This is a genomic window from Mesorhizobium sp. EU05-FHT14A09, from assembly GCF_058790995.1.
In genome coordinates this window covers 123,255-138,794 of record NZ_JBYTDF010000008.1, presented here as the reverse complement: position 1 = coordinate 138,794, position 15,540 = coordinate 123,255, and the positions used below count along the sequence as shown (strand labels likewise).

The following is a 15,540-nucleotide window of genomic DNA, read 5'->3' as shown; positions in this document are numbered from 1 at the left end:
TGAGACATGCTCGACGGCAAGACCATCGTCATCACCGGCGTTTCGTCCGGCATCGGCGCCCGCACGGCCGAACTGGCGATCGCGCAAGGCGCTGATGTGATCGGCATCGACATGCGTGATCCGCCGGCCGCACGCGGTGTGTTTCTCAAGGGCGACCTCGCCACGCCGGAGGGCATCGCGGAAGTCGTTGCGCGGCTGCCGCATCGGATCGATGCGCTGCTGAATGTCGCCGGTGTTTCCGGTGCGGACGGCGCCGCGCTCACCCTGGCGATCAATTTTTATGGACTGCGACTGCTGAGCGAGACATTGGCGCCGCGCATCCGCGAGGGCGGCGCAATCGTAAACGTCGCGTCGGTCGCCGGTTATGGCTGGCGAGCCAATCTGGCGCGTGCCAGGACGCTGGTCAGCTCACCCGGCTTTCCTGATATCGGCCGGGTTCTGGCCGAGAACGGCGTGCCGGACGAGATCGGCTATCCCCTCTCAAAGGAGCTTCTCATCCTGTGGACGCAGATGGCCGCGCATCAGCCGCTGTTCAGGCAACGCGGCATCCGCGTCAATGCCGTCAGCCCTGGCCCGGTCGAAACGCCGATCCTTACGCAATTCCGCGCGGTCCTCGGCGACGCCAAGGTCGATTCAGACATCACCCGCGTCGGACGGGCAGGCACGGCCTCCGATATTGCCCCTGTGATCCTGTTTGCCGCCTCGGACGCCGCGCGCTGGATCAACGGGACGAACCTGGCCGCCGACGGCGGCCTTGAAGCATCGATCAATGCCGACGTTCTCGGTTTCTAGAGCTTTGCGTCTTCACGGAACGCGGAAAACTCTAACTCTTTGATTTTGCGCAATTTCAAGGCGGAAAACCGCTGCGCACTTTTCCTGAAAAATGCTCTAGGGGGACGCAATGACAATTGACATTCAGCAGATCATCGGCGGCAGCTTCGTTGGCGCCATATCGGGCAAGACATTCGACAGGATCGATCCTCTTACCGGCCAGGTGGCGACACGGTCACCCGCCGCCGGTATCGACGACGTCGCTGGTGCGGTCGCGGCTGCTCAGGACGCTTTTCCGGCCTGGTCCAGGACCGGTCCGGCGGAGCGGCGCGCGCTGCTGAACAGGGCCGCCGATCTGCTGGCCGCCAGGGTCGGCGAATTCACCGACCTGATGGTTACCGAGACCGGCGGTACGGCGCCTTGGGCTGGCTTCAACACCACGCTGGGCGCGAACATGCTGCGCGAGGCCGCCAGCATGACGACCCATATCCAGGGCGAGATCATTCCCTCCGACAAGCCGGGCACCCTCTCCATGGGCGTCCGCCAGCCGGCGGGTGTCTGTCTCGGCATCGCGCCCTGGAATGCCCCCGTCATCCTGGGGGTGCGTGCGATCGCAATGGCGCTCGCCTGCGGCAATACCGTCATCCTGAAAGCATCCGAGGTCTGCCCTGGCATTCACGTGACCATCGGCAAGGTTCTCGTTGAAGCCGGCATTCCGGCCGGTGTCGTCAATGTACTCACCAACGCGCCCGAAGATGCGGCAGCCGTGGTCGAGGCATTGATTGCCGCGCCGCAGGTTCGCCGCGTCAATTTTACCGGCTCGACCAAGGTGGGCCGCATCATTGCTGAACTGGCGGGCCGGCACCTGAAGCCTGCGTTGCTGGAGCTGGGCGGAAAAGCGCCGATGATCATCCTTGATGATGCTGATATCGATGCCGCGGTGAACGGCGCGATCTTCGGCGCGTTCGCCAATATGGGCCAGATCTGCATGTCGACCGAGCGGCTGATCGTGCAGGAAAAAGTAGCGGACGAATTCGTCTCGAAACTGGCCGCGCGCGCAGGAAAGCTGACTTCAGGCGATCCTCGCGGACATGTCGTCCTCGGCTCCCTCGTCAGCCCAGAGGCAGCACAGAAGATGCATGGCCTGATCATCGACGCCAAAGGCAAGGGAGCGAAACTGGCTGCAGGCGGAGGCAGGACGGGCAGCGTCGTTGATGCCACGGTACTCGATGACGTCAGGGCTGGCATGCGCATCTATGACGAGGAGAGTTTCGGCCCGGTGAAACCCGTAATCCGCGTGAAGGATGAGGAGGAAGCAATCGCCATCGCCAACGACACGGAATATGGCCTGTCGTCTTCGGTCTATAGCCGAAACATCCAGCGCGCCATGGCAGTCGCGGCCCGCATCGAGAGCGGGATTTGCCACATCAACGGACCGACCGTGCATGACGAGGCGCAGATGCCGTTTGGCGGCGTCAAGAATTCAGGCTACGGCCGTTTTGGCGGCAAGGCGGCGATTGCCGAGTTCACCGATCTGCGCTGGATAACGGTCGAAGATCCCCATCAGCATTATCCGTTCTGATGGAGCGCCCGCGTCTTACTTGAGCGTCCGGGCAACCAGACGCGACAGGCTGGGCCCAGCCAGCAGGACCACGAGGAACCGGGCCGCTTGCAGCGCCATCACGAAGGAAAGATCGACCCGGTCCGATGCCGCGGCGATGATCGCCACCGAATCCATGCCGCCAGGACTGGTCGCCAGATAGGCGGTCAGCGGATCGACATCGAACATGATGACGATCAGCCACGCCATCAGGCCGCAAAAACCCATCAGCGCGAGAATGGCGGCGATGATCTGCGGTAAAGCCCTGGCTGCATGGCGCACGGTGCCGATGGTGAAATTCAACCCTACGGTCCAGCCGATGGCAACGTAGCTGACCGCCAGCAGCCATTCCGGAATCTGCATTGTCAGCCCAAATGCCAGATGGATGATGCCGCCAACAATGAAAGCACCAAGGAAATAAGGCGACGGCAAGCGCACGATCCGGCCCGCGAAACCGCCGACCGCGGCAACGACCAGGGTCAAGCCAAAGGCCGGCCAATCGAGCGGCGGAAACCAGACGATTGCCGGTTCGGCCACACCCGACTTGTCCACCCACAGCCGCGCCACCGCCGCTGCGGCAATGGTGACGATCACCACGCGCAGATATTGCATGAACGCGACAAGGCGCTGGTCCGCCCCGAACGCGCCCGCCATCAGCACCATGGCGGTAGACGCCCCTGGCGCAGCGCCCCAGACGCCGGTTGTTCCCGGCAGGATGTCGAGACGGCTGATCAACCAGCCGAGAAGGCTGGACGCTGCCAGCGTTGCCAGCACGACAGCGGACACGAGGCCCCACCCCTCTGCCAGCGTCGAAAAGATACTGAGGGAAATCGATCCCGCGATCAGACAGCCGATGATCGCCTGCGCCGAAGCAAACACCATGCGCGGCACACGTACGGTTGCTCCATTGACGCCTGCCAGGATCCCAGAGACCAGCGAACCGATCAGCAGCGCCGCGGGCAGGTGGACCAGTTCAAGCAGCGTGACCAGAACCAGCGTCAGCGGGAACAGCACCAGCCACTGTGATGACTTGGCAAAGGCGGCAAAGCGGGAGAACGACTCGGGATTGGCGGTCATGCAAAGCCTATATCACCACCATCGGCCGACAAGCAGCAGGATCCCGCGACCGGGCACCCCGACCTTTCGTTATAAAACATGATAAAAATACTCATATTTTCGTTTCCTTTGATGCCGCCGTGCGATAGGGTTGCCGAATTCATTGGGAACCCGCCTGCGGAACGACCGCAGCGATGCCGAAGCGCGACGCAGCCAGCAGCCACGCCCGCGATTTCTTCAAACGACGATGCAGAGAGTTAGCGCGTGTCACAAATCGAAGTCGAAAATCGCCATGCCAACGCCGAAGCGCATATCCGCGCGACCGTGATGAACGAGATCTGCGAGGTCATGCACCGCTCGGGATTGCCGCCCATGGCGGTGCTGCGGCTGGTGGCCCGGTCGATCGGAACAATCTATCGTGAAATGGCGGAAGCGCACTCTGGTGTCGCCCCCTGCCCTTGCGGCTGGCGACCGGATCCTAAAACCGATATGGACATTCTCAGCACCGCTCTGGTGGCCGCCTGCACCCACCGCAACATCACTGACTTGCGGCGGATGCCGATAGCCGGCAGAGCATAGACACCTGAACTCACGCGGGATGTCGCAACTCAAGACAGCGCTGTGGAATGCCCATGCCCAAAATCACACGCCGCACGTTCCTGAGCGCGTCGGCTGCCGCCGCATGCGGTCTCGGATTGGGGTGGGCAGGCAATTTCACGCGCTCGGCCTTGGCAGTTCCCGAACCACGAATCCTCAAACCCAGGAAGGTTCAGGCAAAGCTGACAGGCGCCGCCTTGACCAGGGACGTACTCACCTACGGTGACGAGGCAGGTGTTCCACCCCCCTTGCGCATGCGGAAGGGCGAGACCTTTGCGGCGCGGCTGGTCAATGGCATCGACGAACCCACCACGATCCACTGGCACGGCATCCGGGTTCCCAACAAGATGGACGGCGTACCGTTTCTGGTTCAGCCTTATGTCTACACCGGTGACCAGTTCGACTATGTCTTCACGCCGCCGGATGCCGGCACTTTCTGGTACCACCCGCACTGCAACACGCTGATCCAGATGGGCCACGGCCTGACCGGCGTGATCGTCGTGGAGAATCCCAACGACCCTGAGTTCGATGCGGAAGTGGTGCTTAATCTGCGGGACTGGCGCCTGGGTGGCGACAGCCAGTTCATCGAGCAGTATCGGCCCCGCGATGCCGCTAGGTCGGGAACCTTCGGCACGGTGCGCACCGCCAACTGGATCGAGCAGCCGCAATACGATGCGCCCTCCGGGGCGCTCGTACGCCTGCGCATAGCGATTACCGACGTCACCCGGGTCTATGCGTTTCGCGTTCAGGGAGCCGATGCAACGGTGATTGCCATGGATGGCAATCCGGTTCCGCAGCCCTTCCCGCTCGACCTGCTCCAGCTTGGCCCGGGCCAGCGCCTGGAGTTGGCGGTGCGCATGCCTGACCAGGAGGGTGCCATTGTCAGCCTCGAGGACCTTCGCGGGACAAAGTCGGCGGTGCTGGCGACGCTGCGCTCGGTTGGAACCTCGCTGCGACGCGACCTGCGCGATCTCGTACCGCTCGAACCCAATCCGGTCGAACTTGTCGACGCCGGCGCCGCCCAGCATATCCGGCTGTCGCTGAGCGCCACGGCGGAAAATGCTTCGAAGGACAGCATCTGCGGCTCGCTGGGATACAGCTTCTGGGCCATAAACAAGGTGCCATGGCCCGGCGATACACCCGACCCGACAGCGCCATTGGCCGAGCTGAAGCTGGGTAAGAGCTATATTCTCGACCTGGAGAACCTGACGCCACAGGTCCATCCCATCCATCTGCATGGCATGAGCTTCAAGGTTCTGTCCTCTTCGAAGCGGCCGGTGCAACCGCAGATCTCGGATACCTATCTCATCCAGGCGGATGAGAAGGTACAGTTGGGTTTCGTAGCCGACAATCTCGGCGACTGGCTGCTGCATTGCCACATCATCGAGCATCAGAAGACAGGCATGACGAGCTACTTCCGCGTCGTCTGAGCCGCATCGGCCGCGGGTTACCATTTCCGCTCGACATTGACCGATATCAGCCCGGCACGAACGGGGCTTGACATTCGCGCCGACAAGAACCTACCAATAGTAACTTACTGTGAGTAGGTTTATCGGGATTGCAAGCGTGAAGGATCTGGCAATGAAGAAGCCCACCATGGCTGCCGCGGTGATAAATCGTTTTGGCGGCATCAGCGAAATTCATATGGAACAGGTTCCCCTGCCTCAGGTGGGTGCCGACGATGTTCTCATCCAGATGGAGGCAGCGGGAGCAGCATCGTGGGACGCAGTTGAACGCGAGGGGCAATATGATGGTTATTTCGGCGCCTCGACGTTTCCGTACATTTTGGGTTGGGACGGTGCCGGCAGGATTGTCGAAGTCGGCAGGAATGTCGGCCGCTTCCATATAGGCGACCGTGTTTACGCGGCATCGATGCCGCTGCCCCGCGGCGGCTTCTACGCCGAATACGCCGTCGTGGATGCCGAACACGTTGCCCCTATTCCAGGAAAACTCACGATCCAGCAGGCCGGGGTCATGGGGTGGGACGCTTTGACCGCGCTGAGCGGTCTGGAAACGTTGAACCTCACTCCGGGCGAGACGCTGATGATCTTTGGCGCAAGCGGCGGCATTGGCCACATGGCGCTACAATTGGCCCTGCACAAGGGAGTTCGCGTCTTTGCCGTCGCCTCGGGTGACGATGGTGTTGCCCTTGCGGAAAGGCTTGGCGCGCACGCCACGGTAAATGGACGCACGGACGATGTCGAAGCTGCGGCCCGCCGGTTCTCTCCGGGCGGATTGGATGCGGCCCTCGTTATGGTTGGTGGAGAGACATCCGAGCGCGCTTTGCGGGCACTCAGGAATACCGGGCGGGTCGCTGTCCCCTACGGAGTGCAGCCTGAGCCCAAAACACCGTCGGGCATGCAATTGTTTATGTACAATGGTGATCGCCGCCGCACGGCGACCGACAGGCTCAACGCGATCATTGAATCAAGCTCTTTCGAAGTTCATGTCGCTAAGGCATTTCACCTCGACGAGGCGGTGGAGGCACACCGGATGCTGGGCACGCACTATCTGGGAAAGCTGGCGCTGTTGCCGCCCCGAAAGCCCTGACGGTTTGACCCTCCGCCCACAGGGAAGACCGCGCCACGGTTTGGCAACCCGCGCTCGCGACTGGTGCCTAACCCTTCCACATCGTCGAACGAAGAACCGATTGCATGTGCTGCGACAGGTCAAGTTCGCCGCGCGCCTCGATCTCCAGCAGGTAACGGGCCTTGGCCCAGCGATCACCCTCCGTGGTCGCGGGGTAGGCGCAGATCGCCACAAGCGCGGTTTCTTCGGTTCGACAGACATCCTCGAAGACACTGCCTCTGCCGCCGATTTCTTCTACCGTTTTGCGGAGCGCGAGGTAGGATGATTTGTGCGCCTCGATCAGCGCGGTCAACTCGGCGCCTGGTTCTTTGTCCCTGCGTGGGGCGCCATGGGCCATGACCTCAACCGTTGTGGCGACGACGGCGCCGCCGGATTGAAGCAGCAGGGTGCGGCGATTGATCTTAGACGTGATGAACTCTCCTCTGAAGGACAGGTGCCGGTAGCTGGTGCACCATAACACGGTGGCTTGCGCATTCCTGTCAGGAGCGATCGGTATGCTCGAGGGGCCTTGTTCACAGAGTTCTTTTGAAGGCGTAGAGAAAAACGTTCGGGACCTTTCAAACGTCTTCGTACGACGGTTTCCTGGAACTCTTGCGGGCGTCCCTGATGCGCTTGATTTTGCCCTGATGACCATGTTTGCTTTGCTGGCCGGATGTGATGGACCTCCTGTCAGGGTGAAGTTCGACGGCGATCTGGAGAAGGCGCTGCTCGAGCTGGTTCGTTCGGGCGGCTCCAGACCGTTCAAGGACCTGGCTCCCGGCGATTGGACGTCGGTGCATGTCTTCACCGGCCCCATCGCCAGCGGCGCAAGGATCGCACAAGAATTGGGGCAGGAGGTCACGCTCGACGGAGACGGCACCTACCGTGGCTCTTATGTCCAGGACGGCAACCTGCTGGTGTTCCAACGCCATGAAGTGATCGTACGGATGGTCAGCCTCGGCCAAAGCGCGGCATTGGGCGACGGCCGATATTCCGAAAGCTCGGTGCTATCGGCTCGCGGCGGAGCCATCAGGGTCGTCGACCCAGATAGGCCCGGTGTAGACCGTAGTCCAGGCTGAAATGAAACGCGGCGTGCATGGACATGCGCGTTTTACAGAGGCTTTTGCTCAGGCTCCAACTCGCCGCCACCTCAGCGGCCCATCTTCATGGATGGAGCGCCCCGTGCTGTCGACGGCGACGATGACTGGCAGATCCTGCACCTCGAATTCGTGGATCGCCTCCATCCCCAGATCTTCGAAGGCCACGATACGCGCAGCCCTTATGGATTGCGAAATCAGGAAAGCCGCGCCGCCGACGGCGATCAGCGAGGCCGCGCCATGTTGTTTGATCGCTGCAATGGCTTCCAGCCCACGCTCACCCTTCCCGATCGTTGCCAGCGCCCCGGCATCGCCCAGGATGCTGTCCATGAACGGATCCATGCGGCTGGCTGTGGTTGGCCCCGCCGGGCCTATGACCTCATTGCCGACAGCATCCACCGGGCCGACATAATAGATGACCCGCCCTTCCAGCGGCGTGGGCAGCGGTTTTCCGTCCTTCATCAATCCCACCACCCTGTGGTGCGCGGCATCTCGAGCGGTCAGCAGGCGCCCCGAAAGCAGCAAGGTCTCGCCGGCTTGCCACGTCTGTACATCAGCGCGTTTCAATGAATCGAGATCGACATGGCGCGTGTTGGTCTCCGCCTGGTCGAGGACGATCTGTGGCCAGTCCTCGGCGCTTGGGGCGGCAAGGTTGGCGGGACCTGAGCCATCGAGCGTGAAATGTACATGCCGATGCGCCGCGCAATTGGGAACCAGCGCCACCGGCAACGATGCGGCATGCGTCGGATGCGTGAGCATCTTGACGTCAAGCACGGTCGTCGTCCCACCCAAACCCTGTGCACCGATGCCGAGCGCGTTGACGCGCTGGTAGATATCCAGCCGCATTTCGTCGACCTTGCCTGCCGGCCCCTTTGCAAGAAGTTCATGCATGTCGAGGGGATCGAGAAGCGCCTTCTTGGCCAGCAGCATGGCACGCTCTGAACTACCGCCGACGCCGATGCCCAGGACGCCCGGCGGGCACCATCCTGCCCCCATCTCGGCGACGCGATCCACGACCCACGAAACGACATCATCCCGCGGCAGCAGCACGCCGAACTTCGTCTTGTTCTCGGAACCCGCGCCTTTGGCGGTAGCGAACACCTCGATCGTATCCCCGGGAACCATTTCGGTATGGACCATCGCCGGTGTGTTGTCGCCTGTGTTGCGCCGGCCGAAAAGCGGATCCGCAACGATCGAAGATCGCAATGGATTGGCTTCGTCGCGGTAGGCCGCACGCACGCCGTCATTGATGATCTCTTCGAGCGAGCGATCCGTCTCGATACGGACTTTAAGACCGACACGCAGGAAAACACTGGCGACGCCCGTATCCTGGCAGATCGGGCGCCGGCCGAGCAGAGCCATGCGGGAATTGACCAGGATCTGCCCCATTGCATTCTTCGCCAGTGCACTTTCCTCGCGCCGCCATGCATCGGCGAGATGGCGCACGAAATCCCGAGGATGCGCGAACGAGATCAGTTGAAATGCATCGGTTATGCTGCGGCGCAGGTCGTCATCGGTTATGACAGTCACGAATACGGCCCTCCCTCAGCCTTGCTGGCATGTGCAGCAGCCTGGAGCGTGCGGTAGGCCCGTTCCACGATCGGCCGATCGATCATGACCCCGGCGTAAGCAACCGCACCGTGACCGCAGGCCACGGCGGCCGCATAGGCTTCGACGATTTGCCGGGCGTGCTCGACGTCTTCCTGCCGCGGCGCAAACACTGCGTTCAGGATACCGACCTGAGCCGGATGGATACAGAACGCTCCCGCCATCCCCCAGGATCTCGCCAGCATTGCGCCCGCTTGAAAAGCTTGAAGATCGCCAAATTGCGCGATGCTGCAACCCAGGCCAAGAGGCTGGCAACCGGCTTCGGCTGCTGCTGCGACGAGGTGATGCTTGAATGTGGCGAGTGTCGCTGAACCTGCCTGGCAGCCAAGTGACAGCGCCAGGTCTTCGTCACCCAGGCTGATTGCGGCAACCGCCGGCGCGGCTGCAATTTCCCGCAGGCGAAACAGGCCCTGCGGCGTTTCGACGAGCGGCACCAACTTGACCGAACCGGGGCCCCTGCCGCGGTTCTGCTCGGCGGCTCGCACCGTGTTGAGGATGGCGACAAGACCAACTGCATCTTCCGCCTTTGGAACGACGATACCGCCCGCCCCCGCTGCAATGGCCGCGGCAATATCGGCATCGCGCCGGCTAGGTACATTGTTGATGCGGACCAGAAGATCACCCCCATCGTATCCGGTCTCAAGGACAACAGCGATGTTCTCGCGTGCCTGATCCTTCGCCTGCTCGGCAACGCTGTCTTCGAGATCGACCACGAGTGCATCAGCACCACGTCGGCTGGCGCTGGCCAGCATGCGTTTGTTGTCACCCGGCACGAACAAAAGCGACCGCCATAAGGACCTTTCGGCCGTCGGTGCAGGAATATCCGGCATCACGCCGGCACCGCCGCTGAGAATTCCCGGCGGATGGTCTCTGTATGCTGTCCGAGCGCCGGGACCGCACGTGTGTCGAACGGCGTCTCATTGGTGATGGCTGCGGGAGCGATCACCCTTATCTCGCCATGCTCGGTCGCAACCTGCACAAAACGCAGATGGGGATGGGCCGCCGCGTCGTGAAGTTCGTTCAGATGGCCATAGGCAATCCCCGAACTCTCAAGCAACCTCACGGCATCCTCTCCAGTGAGGGACGAAAAATGGTCGGCGATCAGGTGATCCAGCTCGGCTCTGTTGGCGACCCGGCGGGTATTGTCCCCAAAGCGCGGATCAGACGCAAGTCCAGCACGCTGAAGAAACCGATCGCACAGCAGAACCCATTCGCGCTCGTTCTGGATTGAAAAGATGATGTTTGCACCGTCTCGGCAGCGGAATGCGCCGTAGGGCGCGATGGAAGGATGAGCCACACCGGCGCGTACACTCTCATGCCCACCATAGAGGTATTGCAGGATGGGCACATTCATCCAGTCCGCAATGCTGTCGAACAGGGAAACCGCGATGGCGCGCCCCTTGCCGGTGCGGTGGAGACCAACGACCGCCTGGAGGATCGCCGCATGTGCCGTCATGCCGGCTGCGATGTCGCAGACCGAGACGCCGACACGTGCCGGCCCGTCCGCTGTGCCTGTGATGGAGGCGAGGCCGCTTTCAGCCTGCACGATGAGATCGTAAGCTTTAAGCCCGGCGCGCGGACCTGAGGTCCCGAAACCCGTGATGTCGCAGGTGATCAGGCGCGGGTTCTGCCCGCGCAGGGCTTTTGATCCGAGACCGAGCCTATCCAGCGAGCCGGGCTTCAGGTTCTGGATGAAGATGTCGGCCGACAGGATCATCGTCTTGAGCAGTGCCACATCCCCAGGGGATTTCAGGTCGAGGCAGACCGACTCCTTGCCTCGGTTCAGCCAGACGAAGTAGGCGCTCTGCCCTTCAACCAGCCTGTCGTAATGGCGCGCGAAGTCGCCTCCGTCTGGCCTCTCTATCTTGATGACGCGTGCGCCTGCGTCAGCAAGACGACACGTCGCATAAGGGGCGGCAACCGCCTGTTCGATGGCCACCACCGTAAGGCCTCTGAGATCGTCCTGCATTGCTCGTCCCGCTATTGATGTGTCTGCGCCAGCGCAGCAGGCCGCCGCGCCAACTGAGCCAGCAGCCGCGATTGCTCGTTGCCGACGATCGATATTGCCTCGTCGACGCCCATGCCCGGCTTGGCCAGGATCATGTCTGCGCCCGTTGCCACCGCGATATGCACCGATGCACGCGCCGAGAGGTCGGTTTCGACGCAGCTGCCGCCGAGATACGCACCGACGCCGCTGCGCTTGCAGGTGAGCACCGCCTCCGCACTGTCTGCGATGCTACCGACGTCCGGCATCTTGATCTGGACGAGATGCGCGGCCTTGGCTTCCGTGAAGGCGCGCACGTCTTCGAGCGTGTTGCACCATTCGTCTGCGACGATCCTGGCATGGCAGCCAATGCGCGTGAGTGCATCCATGATGCGGACAAAGCCCTCGATCTGGGCGTCGCGGCTGCCGTAGTCCGCGGGACTCTCGATCTGGAGCTCGAACGGCGCCGCGCGCTCGGCAACGCGCGCGATGAAATCGGCGATGGTCGAGGGCTCGAGCCCCACGCCAAGTCCGATCCAGCCGTAGACGTCGAAATGCAGGACAGGCTTGTAGCCCCGCCGGCCATGCGTCTCGATGCGGCGTGCCACCCAGTCCACATAGTCGAGGAAAACTTCGCCGCGCTCGCCAAACTTCGAGCGCGCGTTGATCAGGCCGTGCGGCAGAATGTCGACCGACTTCAGGATCATCTTGTCGACATTGGTTTTCCGCTCGTCCCCGCTCTGGGAATAGACCGGAATGCGTCTCGCAATCAGCGGCGTTGAAAACGCCTCGGCGACGACCTCCGCCATCGTTGCGTTGCGTGCGGCCGCCGAAGCGGCAAGCAAGGCCTGGCTCACCCCGTACTCAAGCGCCAGCGGCAACCGCCGCCCATCGGGATGAGCGGCAAGCACTGTGCTGCATGCGGCACGAAAGTTCGAGACGTCCTGGTGGAGCAGCCTCGGAACGATGACCGTCTCACACAGGAGTTGCATCGCGGCGGCATCGAAAAGCGGGTCGCGCCCACCCGCTCCGGCATACTGGACGCTCATCATGTCGCCCCAGGCGGTCGCGCCATTCGACAGGACGAGCCCGACACCGAGCGAAGCTGCAGGCTTGCGCACTGCGTCGAAACCGGCCGTCACCGGCTCCCCCAGGTAGAAGAAGCCGTCATTGTGCCGACCACCCCGGATCGCAGCCTGGTCGTCGTAGAAGAATGCCCCCATACCTGGAGCAAAAAGTACGTCTTCTATCTTCATGCCTGTATGCGATCCTGTGAGTTAGCGTGCCGGGCGACCGGCGTCGGGTCGGAGAAGAGATCCGGCACCTGGAGATGCCACTCGGTGAGTGACTGAAAGAGCATGCCGATCTGGATCAGCCGAGCCTCCGCAAAAGGACGACCGACGATCTGCATGCCGACAGGCATGCCGTTGCGGTCCCGCCCGCATGGCACCGTCAATGCTGGCACGCCGAGATAATTGAGCCAGCGGGTCCAGCGGGTCATACGCCCCACCAGGTCGGGCATGGCGCCGCGCGCCTCTTCGTCAGTTTCTTTGATCGTAGGCACCGCGACACCAACAGTCGGCACGATCAGCGCGTCGACGTCCGCCAGCGTCTCGTCGACAAACCGCCGCAACCAAAGGTCCCGCTGCGCCAGGGCATCGATGTAGGTCGTTGCCGGAACGAAATATCCTGCCTCGATGCGTCTGCGGATATGCGGGGTGTAATCCATTGCCCGCCCGGTCAGCCGCCCACGGTGTACGGCTGCGGATTCCGGTTTCTGGATCGCATCGGCAAGCCTGTGCAGGAGACCGATCTCCGGCAAATCGACACCGACCACCGAGGCCCCTTCCCTCTCGAGCTTGCGAACCGCATCGACGACCGCAGCCGATACATCGGCATCGACATGCTCGGCACCGAAGTCCTTCGGAAAGCCTAAGCGCAGACCCTTGTGCCCCTGCAGCGCCTCGTGCCTGTAGGCCTGCCCCAGCGCCGTCGCATCACGCGGATCGGTGCCGGAAACGGCGGCAAGGATCAAGCCGCAATCTTCAGCGCTACGACCGATTGGGCCGACGCAATCGAGCGAAGGCGCAAGCAGCATCGCGCCGGCGCGGCTGATGCGGCCTTGCGTGGGCTTGAGGCCGGTGACACCGTTCACCGAAGCTGGGATGCGGATCGAACCGCCAGTATCCGAACCGAGCGATGCAGGAACGATGCCGGCGCTGACTGCCGAGGCCGAGCCGGCAGAGGAACCGCCCGCGATTCTGAGCGGGTCGACGGCATTGCGGCAATGGCCGAACGGCGCATTGTGACCGGTCGGCCCGAGCGCGAACTCGGACATGGACAGAAACCCGACCGTGACGGCTCCAGCGGCTTCGAGCCGGGCCAATGCCGTGGCGGCGGTGGCCGGCACTTCCGTCTGGGGAATTCTGGAGCCGTAGCTCGATCGGTGCCCGGGCCAATCGAACATATCCTTGTAAGCAAGCGGGATGCCGCGCAGCGATCCTTTCTCACGCCTGTTGGCCTGTGCGTCGTGCAGCCCTGCCGTCGCCATGGCCGCTTGCGGGTAGGTTGCGCGGAAGGCGTTGATGCGCGGTTGCCACTTCTCCCCGGCCGCCAGAGCCAGTTCGACGACTTCCCGTGAGAATATCAGGCGCGCCTCCAGGGCGTGCGAGAGTTCGGCCAGCGTCTTCATCGCGATGCATCCGTTGCGTAACCGGCCATCGTCCGGAAATAGGAGGATGGTTCGGCGTCCGCAGGTAACGGCGTCTGGGCCACCGCCTCGGCGAGATCCATCACCTCCCGCGCCACGCTGGCTCGACGATCTGCGGACAAGCCATCAAGAATGCGGTTTTCCACATAGGATGCGATGTCATCGGCGGTCTTCTGCTCTTCATTCAAGGGAGACATCCTTCGAATAGGATTCTGGAAATGGACGGGTGCGACCGGCAGTTCCGCTAACCCCGCATCGGTATGAGACCGGCCGGTCGAAACCGCATGACCAGGAGCAACACCAGCCCCATCAGGACCAGGCGCAAATGCGGTGCGACGTCGAGCAGGCGGATGCGCAGCAGCGAGTCCGCGGGCCAGCCCGCGACGATCGTATTGGCGAGCCACTGGCCGAGCGGCTCCGCCTCGATCCAGGCAAACCAGACGAAGAACGACCCGAGTACCGCTCCCATGTTGCTGCCGGCACCACCGACGATAACCATCACCCAGATCAGGAAGGTGAAGCGCAGCGGATTGTAAGCCCCCGGGGTGAACTGGCCGTCCAGCGTGGTCAGCATCGCCCCTGCTATGCCGATCAATGCCGAACCGAGTACGAAGATCTGCAGATGGCGGGCCGAGACATCCTTGCCCATCGCGGCGGCGGCCTCGCGGTCGTCGCGTATGGCACGCATCATCCGGCCCCAGGGTGAATGCAGTGCCCGCTCCGCCAGGAAGTAGGCAGCGGCCAGCACCAGGGCAAACAGCACAAGGTAGGAGAATTTCACGAAGATGGCGGCAGCCGTTATTCCATCGCCACCCAACAGCGAAACCAAAGGCTGGAACCATGGCGCCTGCTGCAGATCGACCTCGAAAGGCACAGGACGGGAAAGACCGGTGACGTTCTTGACCCCGCGCGCCAGCCATTCCTCGTTCTTGAGCACCGCAATGATGATCTCCGCGATGCCGAGTGTCGCAATGGCAAGGTAGTCCGCGCGCAAGCCGAGCGTGATCCTGCCGACCAGCCAGGCAGCACCCGCTGCCAGCAGACCTCCCACCGGCCAGGACAACATGACTGGCAAGCCGAGCCCGCCAAAGTAACCGGTCTGTGCCGCGTCATGGCTTTCGACGGCAAGAATGGCTGGCGCAAGAAAATGGCTGACGATCGCGTATCCGATCATGGCTGACACCACCGTCGCCGCGATACGCAGCCATCCGCGCATCTTTCTGTTCGACAGGACGATGAGAGCCACCGTAGCGACGAATGCGATCGCGGCGGCGGCTATGCCCTTGCCGCCGAGCGCCCAGGCTTCCCTGACTGGCGGCACGGAAACCAGCGTCGCCGCAAGCCCGCCCAGTGCGGCAAATCCCATGACGCCCGCGTTGAAGAGACCGGCGTAACCCCATTGCAGGTTGATGCCCAACGCCATCAGCGCGGAGATCAGGCAGAGCTGCGCTATCGTCAGCGCTACCGCCACATCCTGGAAGATCGCTACCGCAATCAGCAGTGCAGCGATGAGTGCCCATAGGGCCAATCGGTTATCGGAGCGCGACAT

General features: G+C 62.6%; 15 protein-coding genes. 6 read left to right on the top strand and 9 right to left on the bottom strand.

The window, feature by feature from the left end; translation table 11 throughout:
• Positions 1 to 6 precede the first annotated feature (6 nt).
• Positions 7 to 792 (top strand): coniferyl-alcohol dehydrogenase, encoded by a 786-nt coding sequence (locus AC3WTO_RS23625; protein ID WP_492463350.1) that lies wholly within the window; start codon positions 7 to 9, stop codon positions 790 to 792.
• Between the two features lie 109 nt (positions 793 to 901).
• Entirely contained in the window at positions 902 to 2,353 is a 1,452-nt protein-coding gene (locus tag AC3WTO_RS23620) for an aldehyde dehydrogenase (RefSeq protein WP_492463351.1), read from the top strand.
• 15 nt (positions 2,354 to 2,368) lie between these two features.
• Here the strand turns inward: AC3WTO_RS23620 and AC3WTO_RS23615 are convergent, their stop codons facing one another.
• Positions 2,369 to 3,448: an AbrB family transcriptional regulator gene (locus tag AC3WTO_RS23615; RefSeq protein ID WP_492463352.1), complete on the bottom strand. Its 1,080-nt coding sequence runs from the start codon at positions 3,446 to 3,448 to the stop codon at positions 2,369 to 2,371.
• Positions 3,449 to 3,691: 243 nt separating this feature from the next.
• Here AC3WTO_RS23615 and AC3WTO_RS23610 point away from each other — a divergent pair, with 243 nt between their 5' ends.
• From AC3WTO_RS23610 to AC3WTO_RS23600, 3 genes are all read left to right on the top strand, one after another.
• Positions 3,692 to 4,006 (top strand): hypothetical protein, encoded by a 315-nt coding sequence (locus tag AC3WTO_RS23610; protein ID WP_492463353.1) that lies wholly within the window; start codon positions 3,692 to 3,694, stop codon positions 4,004 to 4,006.
• A gap of 53 nt (positions 4,007 to 4,059) precedes the next feature.
• Entirely contained in the window at positions 4,060 to 5,454 is a 1,395-nt protein-coding gene (locus AC3WTO_RS23605; protein WP_492463354.1) for a multicopper oxidase family protein, read from the top strand.
• Positions 5,455 to 5,590: 136 nt separating this feature from the next.
• Positions 5,591 to 6,574, top strand: a complete 984-nt coding sequence (locus AC3WTO_RS23600; RefSeq protein WP_492463355.1) for a quinone oxidoreductase family protein — start codon at positions 5,591 to 5,593, stop codon at positions 6,572 to 6,574.
• Between the two features lie 67 nt (positions 6,575 to 6,641).
• Here AC3WTO_RS23600 and AC3WTO_RS23595 read toward each other — a convergent pair whose 3' ends face one another.
• On the bottom strand, positions 6,642 to 6,905 hold the full coding sequence (locus AC3WTO_RS23595) for a hypothetical protein (protein WP_492463356.1): 264 nt from the start codon (positions 6,903 to 6,905) through the stop codon (positions 6,642 to 6,644).
• A 202-nt stretch (positions 6,906 to 7,107) separates the two neighbouring features.
• Here AC3WTO_RS23595 and AC3WTO_RS23590 point away from each other — a divergent pair, with 202 nt between their 5' ends.
• Positions 7,108 to 7,671 carry a hypothetical protein gene (locus AC3WTO_RS23590; RefSeq protein ID WP_492463357.1) on the top strand — a complete coding sequence of 188 codons (564 nt, stop codon included), beginning with the start codon at positions 7,108 to 7,110 and terminating at the stop codon, positions 7,669 to 7,671.
• Positions 7,672 to 7,719: 48 nt separating this feature from the next.
• Here the strand turns inward: AC3WTO_RS23590 and AC3WTO_RS23585 are convergent, their stop codons facing one another.
• Genes AC3WTO_RS23585 through AC3WTO_RS23555 form a run of 7 tightly spaced genes read right to left on the bottom strand, consistent with a single transcriptional unit; the run spans position 7,720 to position 15,540 of the window.
• Positions 7,720 to 9,219, bottom strand: a complete 1,500-nt coding sequence (locus AC3WTO_RS23585) for a fumarate hydratase (protein ID WP_492463358.1) — start codon at positions 9,217 to 9,219, stop codon at positions 7,720 to 7,722.
• Positions 9,216 to 10,127, bottom strand: coding sequence for an HpcH/HpaI aldolase/citrate lyase family protein (locus AC3WTO_RS23580; protein ID WP_492463359.1), 912 nt, complete (start codon positions 10,125 to 10,127; stop codon positions 9,216 to 9,218). The genes AC3WTO_RS23585 and AC3WTO_RS23580 overlap by 4 nt, the downstream gene beginning before the upstream one ends.
• Positions 10,127 to 11,266 (bottom strand): CaiB/BaiF CoA transferase family protein, encoded by a 1,140-nt coding sequence (locus AC3WTO_RS23575; RefSeq protein WP_492463360.1) that lies wholly within the window; start codon positions 11,264 to 11,266, stop codon positions 10,127 to 10,129. Before AC3WTO_RS23575 ends, AC3WTO_RS23580 begins: the two co-directional genes overlap by 1 nt.
• An 11-nt stretch (positions 11,267 to 11,277) precedes the next feature.
• The gene (locus AC3WTO_RS23570) at positions 11,278 to 12,537 is read right to left on the bottom strand and encodes a methylaspartate ammonia-lyase (RefSeq protein WP_492463361.1); all 1,260 of its coding nucleotides are present in this window, start codon (positions 12,535 to 12,537) and stop codon (positions 11,278 to 11,280) included.
• Entirely contained in the window at positions 12,534 to 13,973 is a 1,440-nt protein-coding gene (locus AC3WTO_RS23565) for an amidase (protein WP_492463362.1), read from the bottom strand. Before AC3WTO_RS23565 ends, AC3WTO_RS23570 begins: the two co-directional genes overlap by 4 nt.
• Positions 13,970 to 14,179 carry a hypothetical protein gene (locus AC3WTO_RS23560; protein WP_492463363.1) on the bottom strand — a complete coding sequence of 70 codons (210 nt, stop codon included), beginning with the start codon at positions 14,177 to 14,179 and terminating at the stop codon, positions 13,970 to 13,972. The genes AC3WTO_RS23565 and AC3WTO_RS23560 overlap by 4 nt, the downstream gene beginning before the upstream one ends.
• A gap of 56 nt (positions 14,180 to 14,235) precedes the next feature.
• Entirely contained in the window at positions 14,236 to 15,540 is a 1,305-nt protein-coding gene (locus tag AC3WTO_RS23555; protein ID WP_492463364.1) for a branched-chain amino acid ABC transporter permease, read from the bottom strand.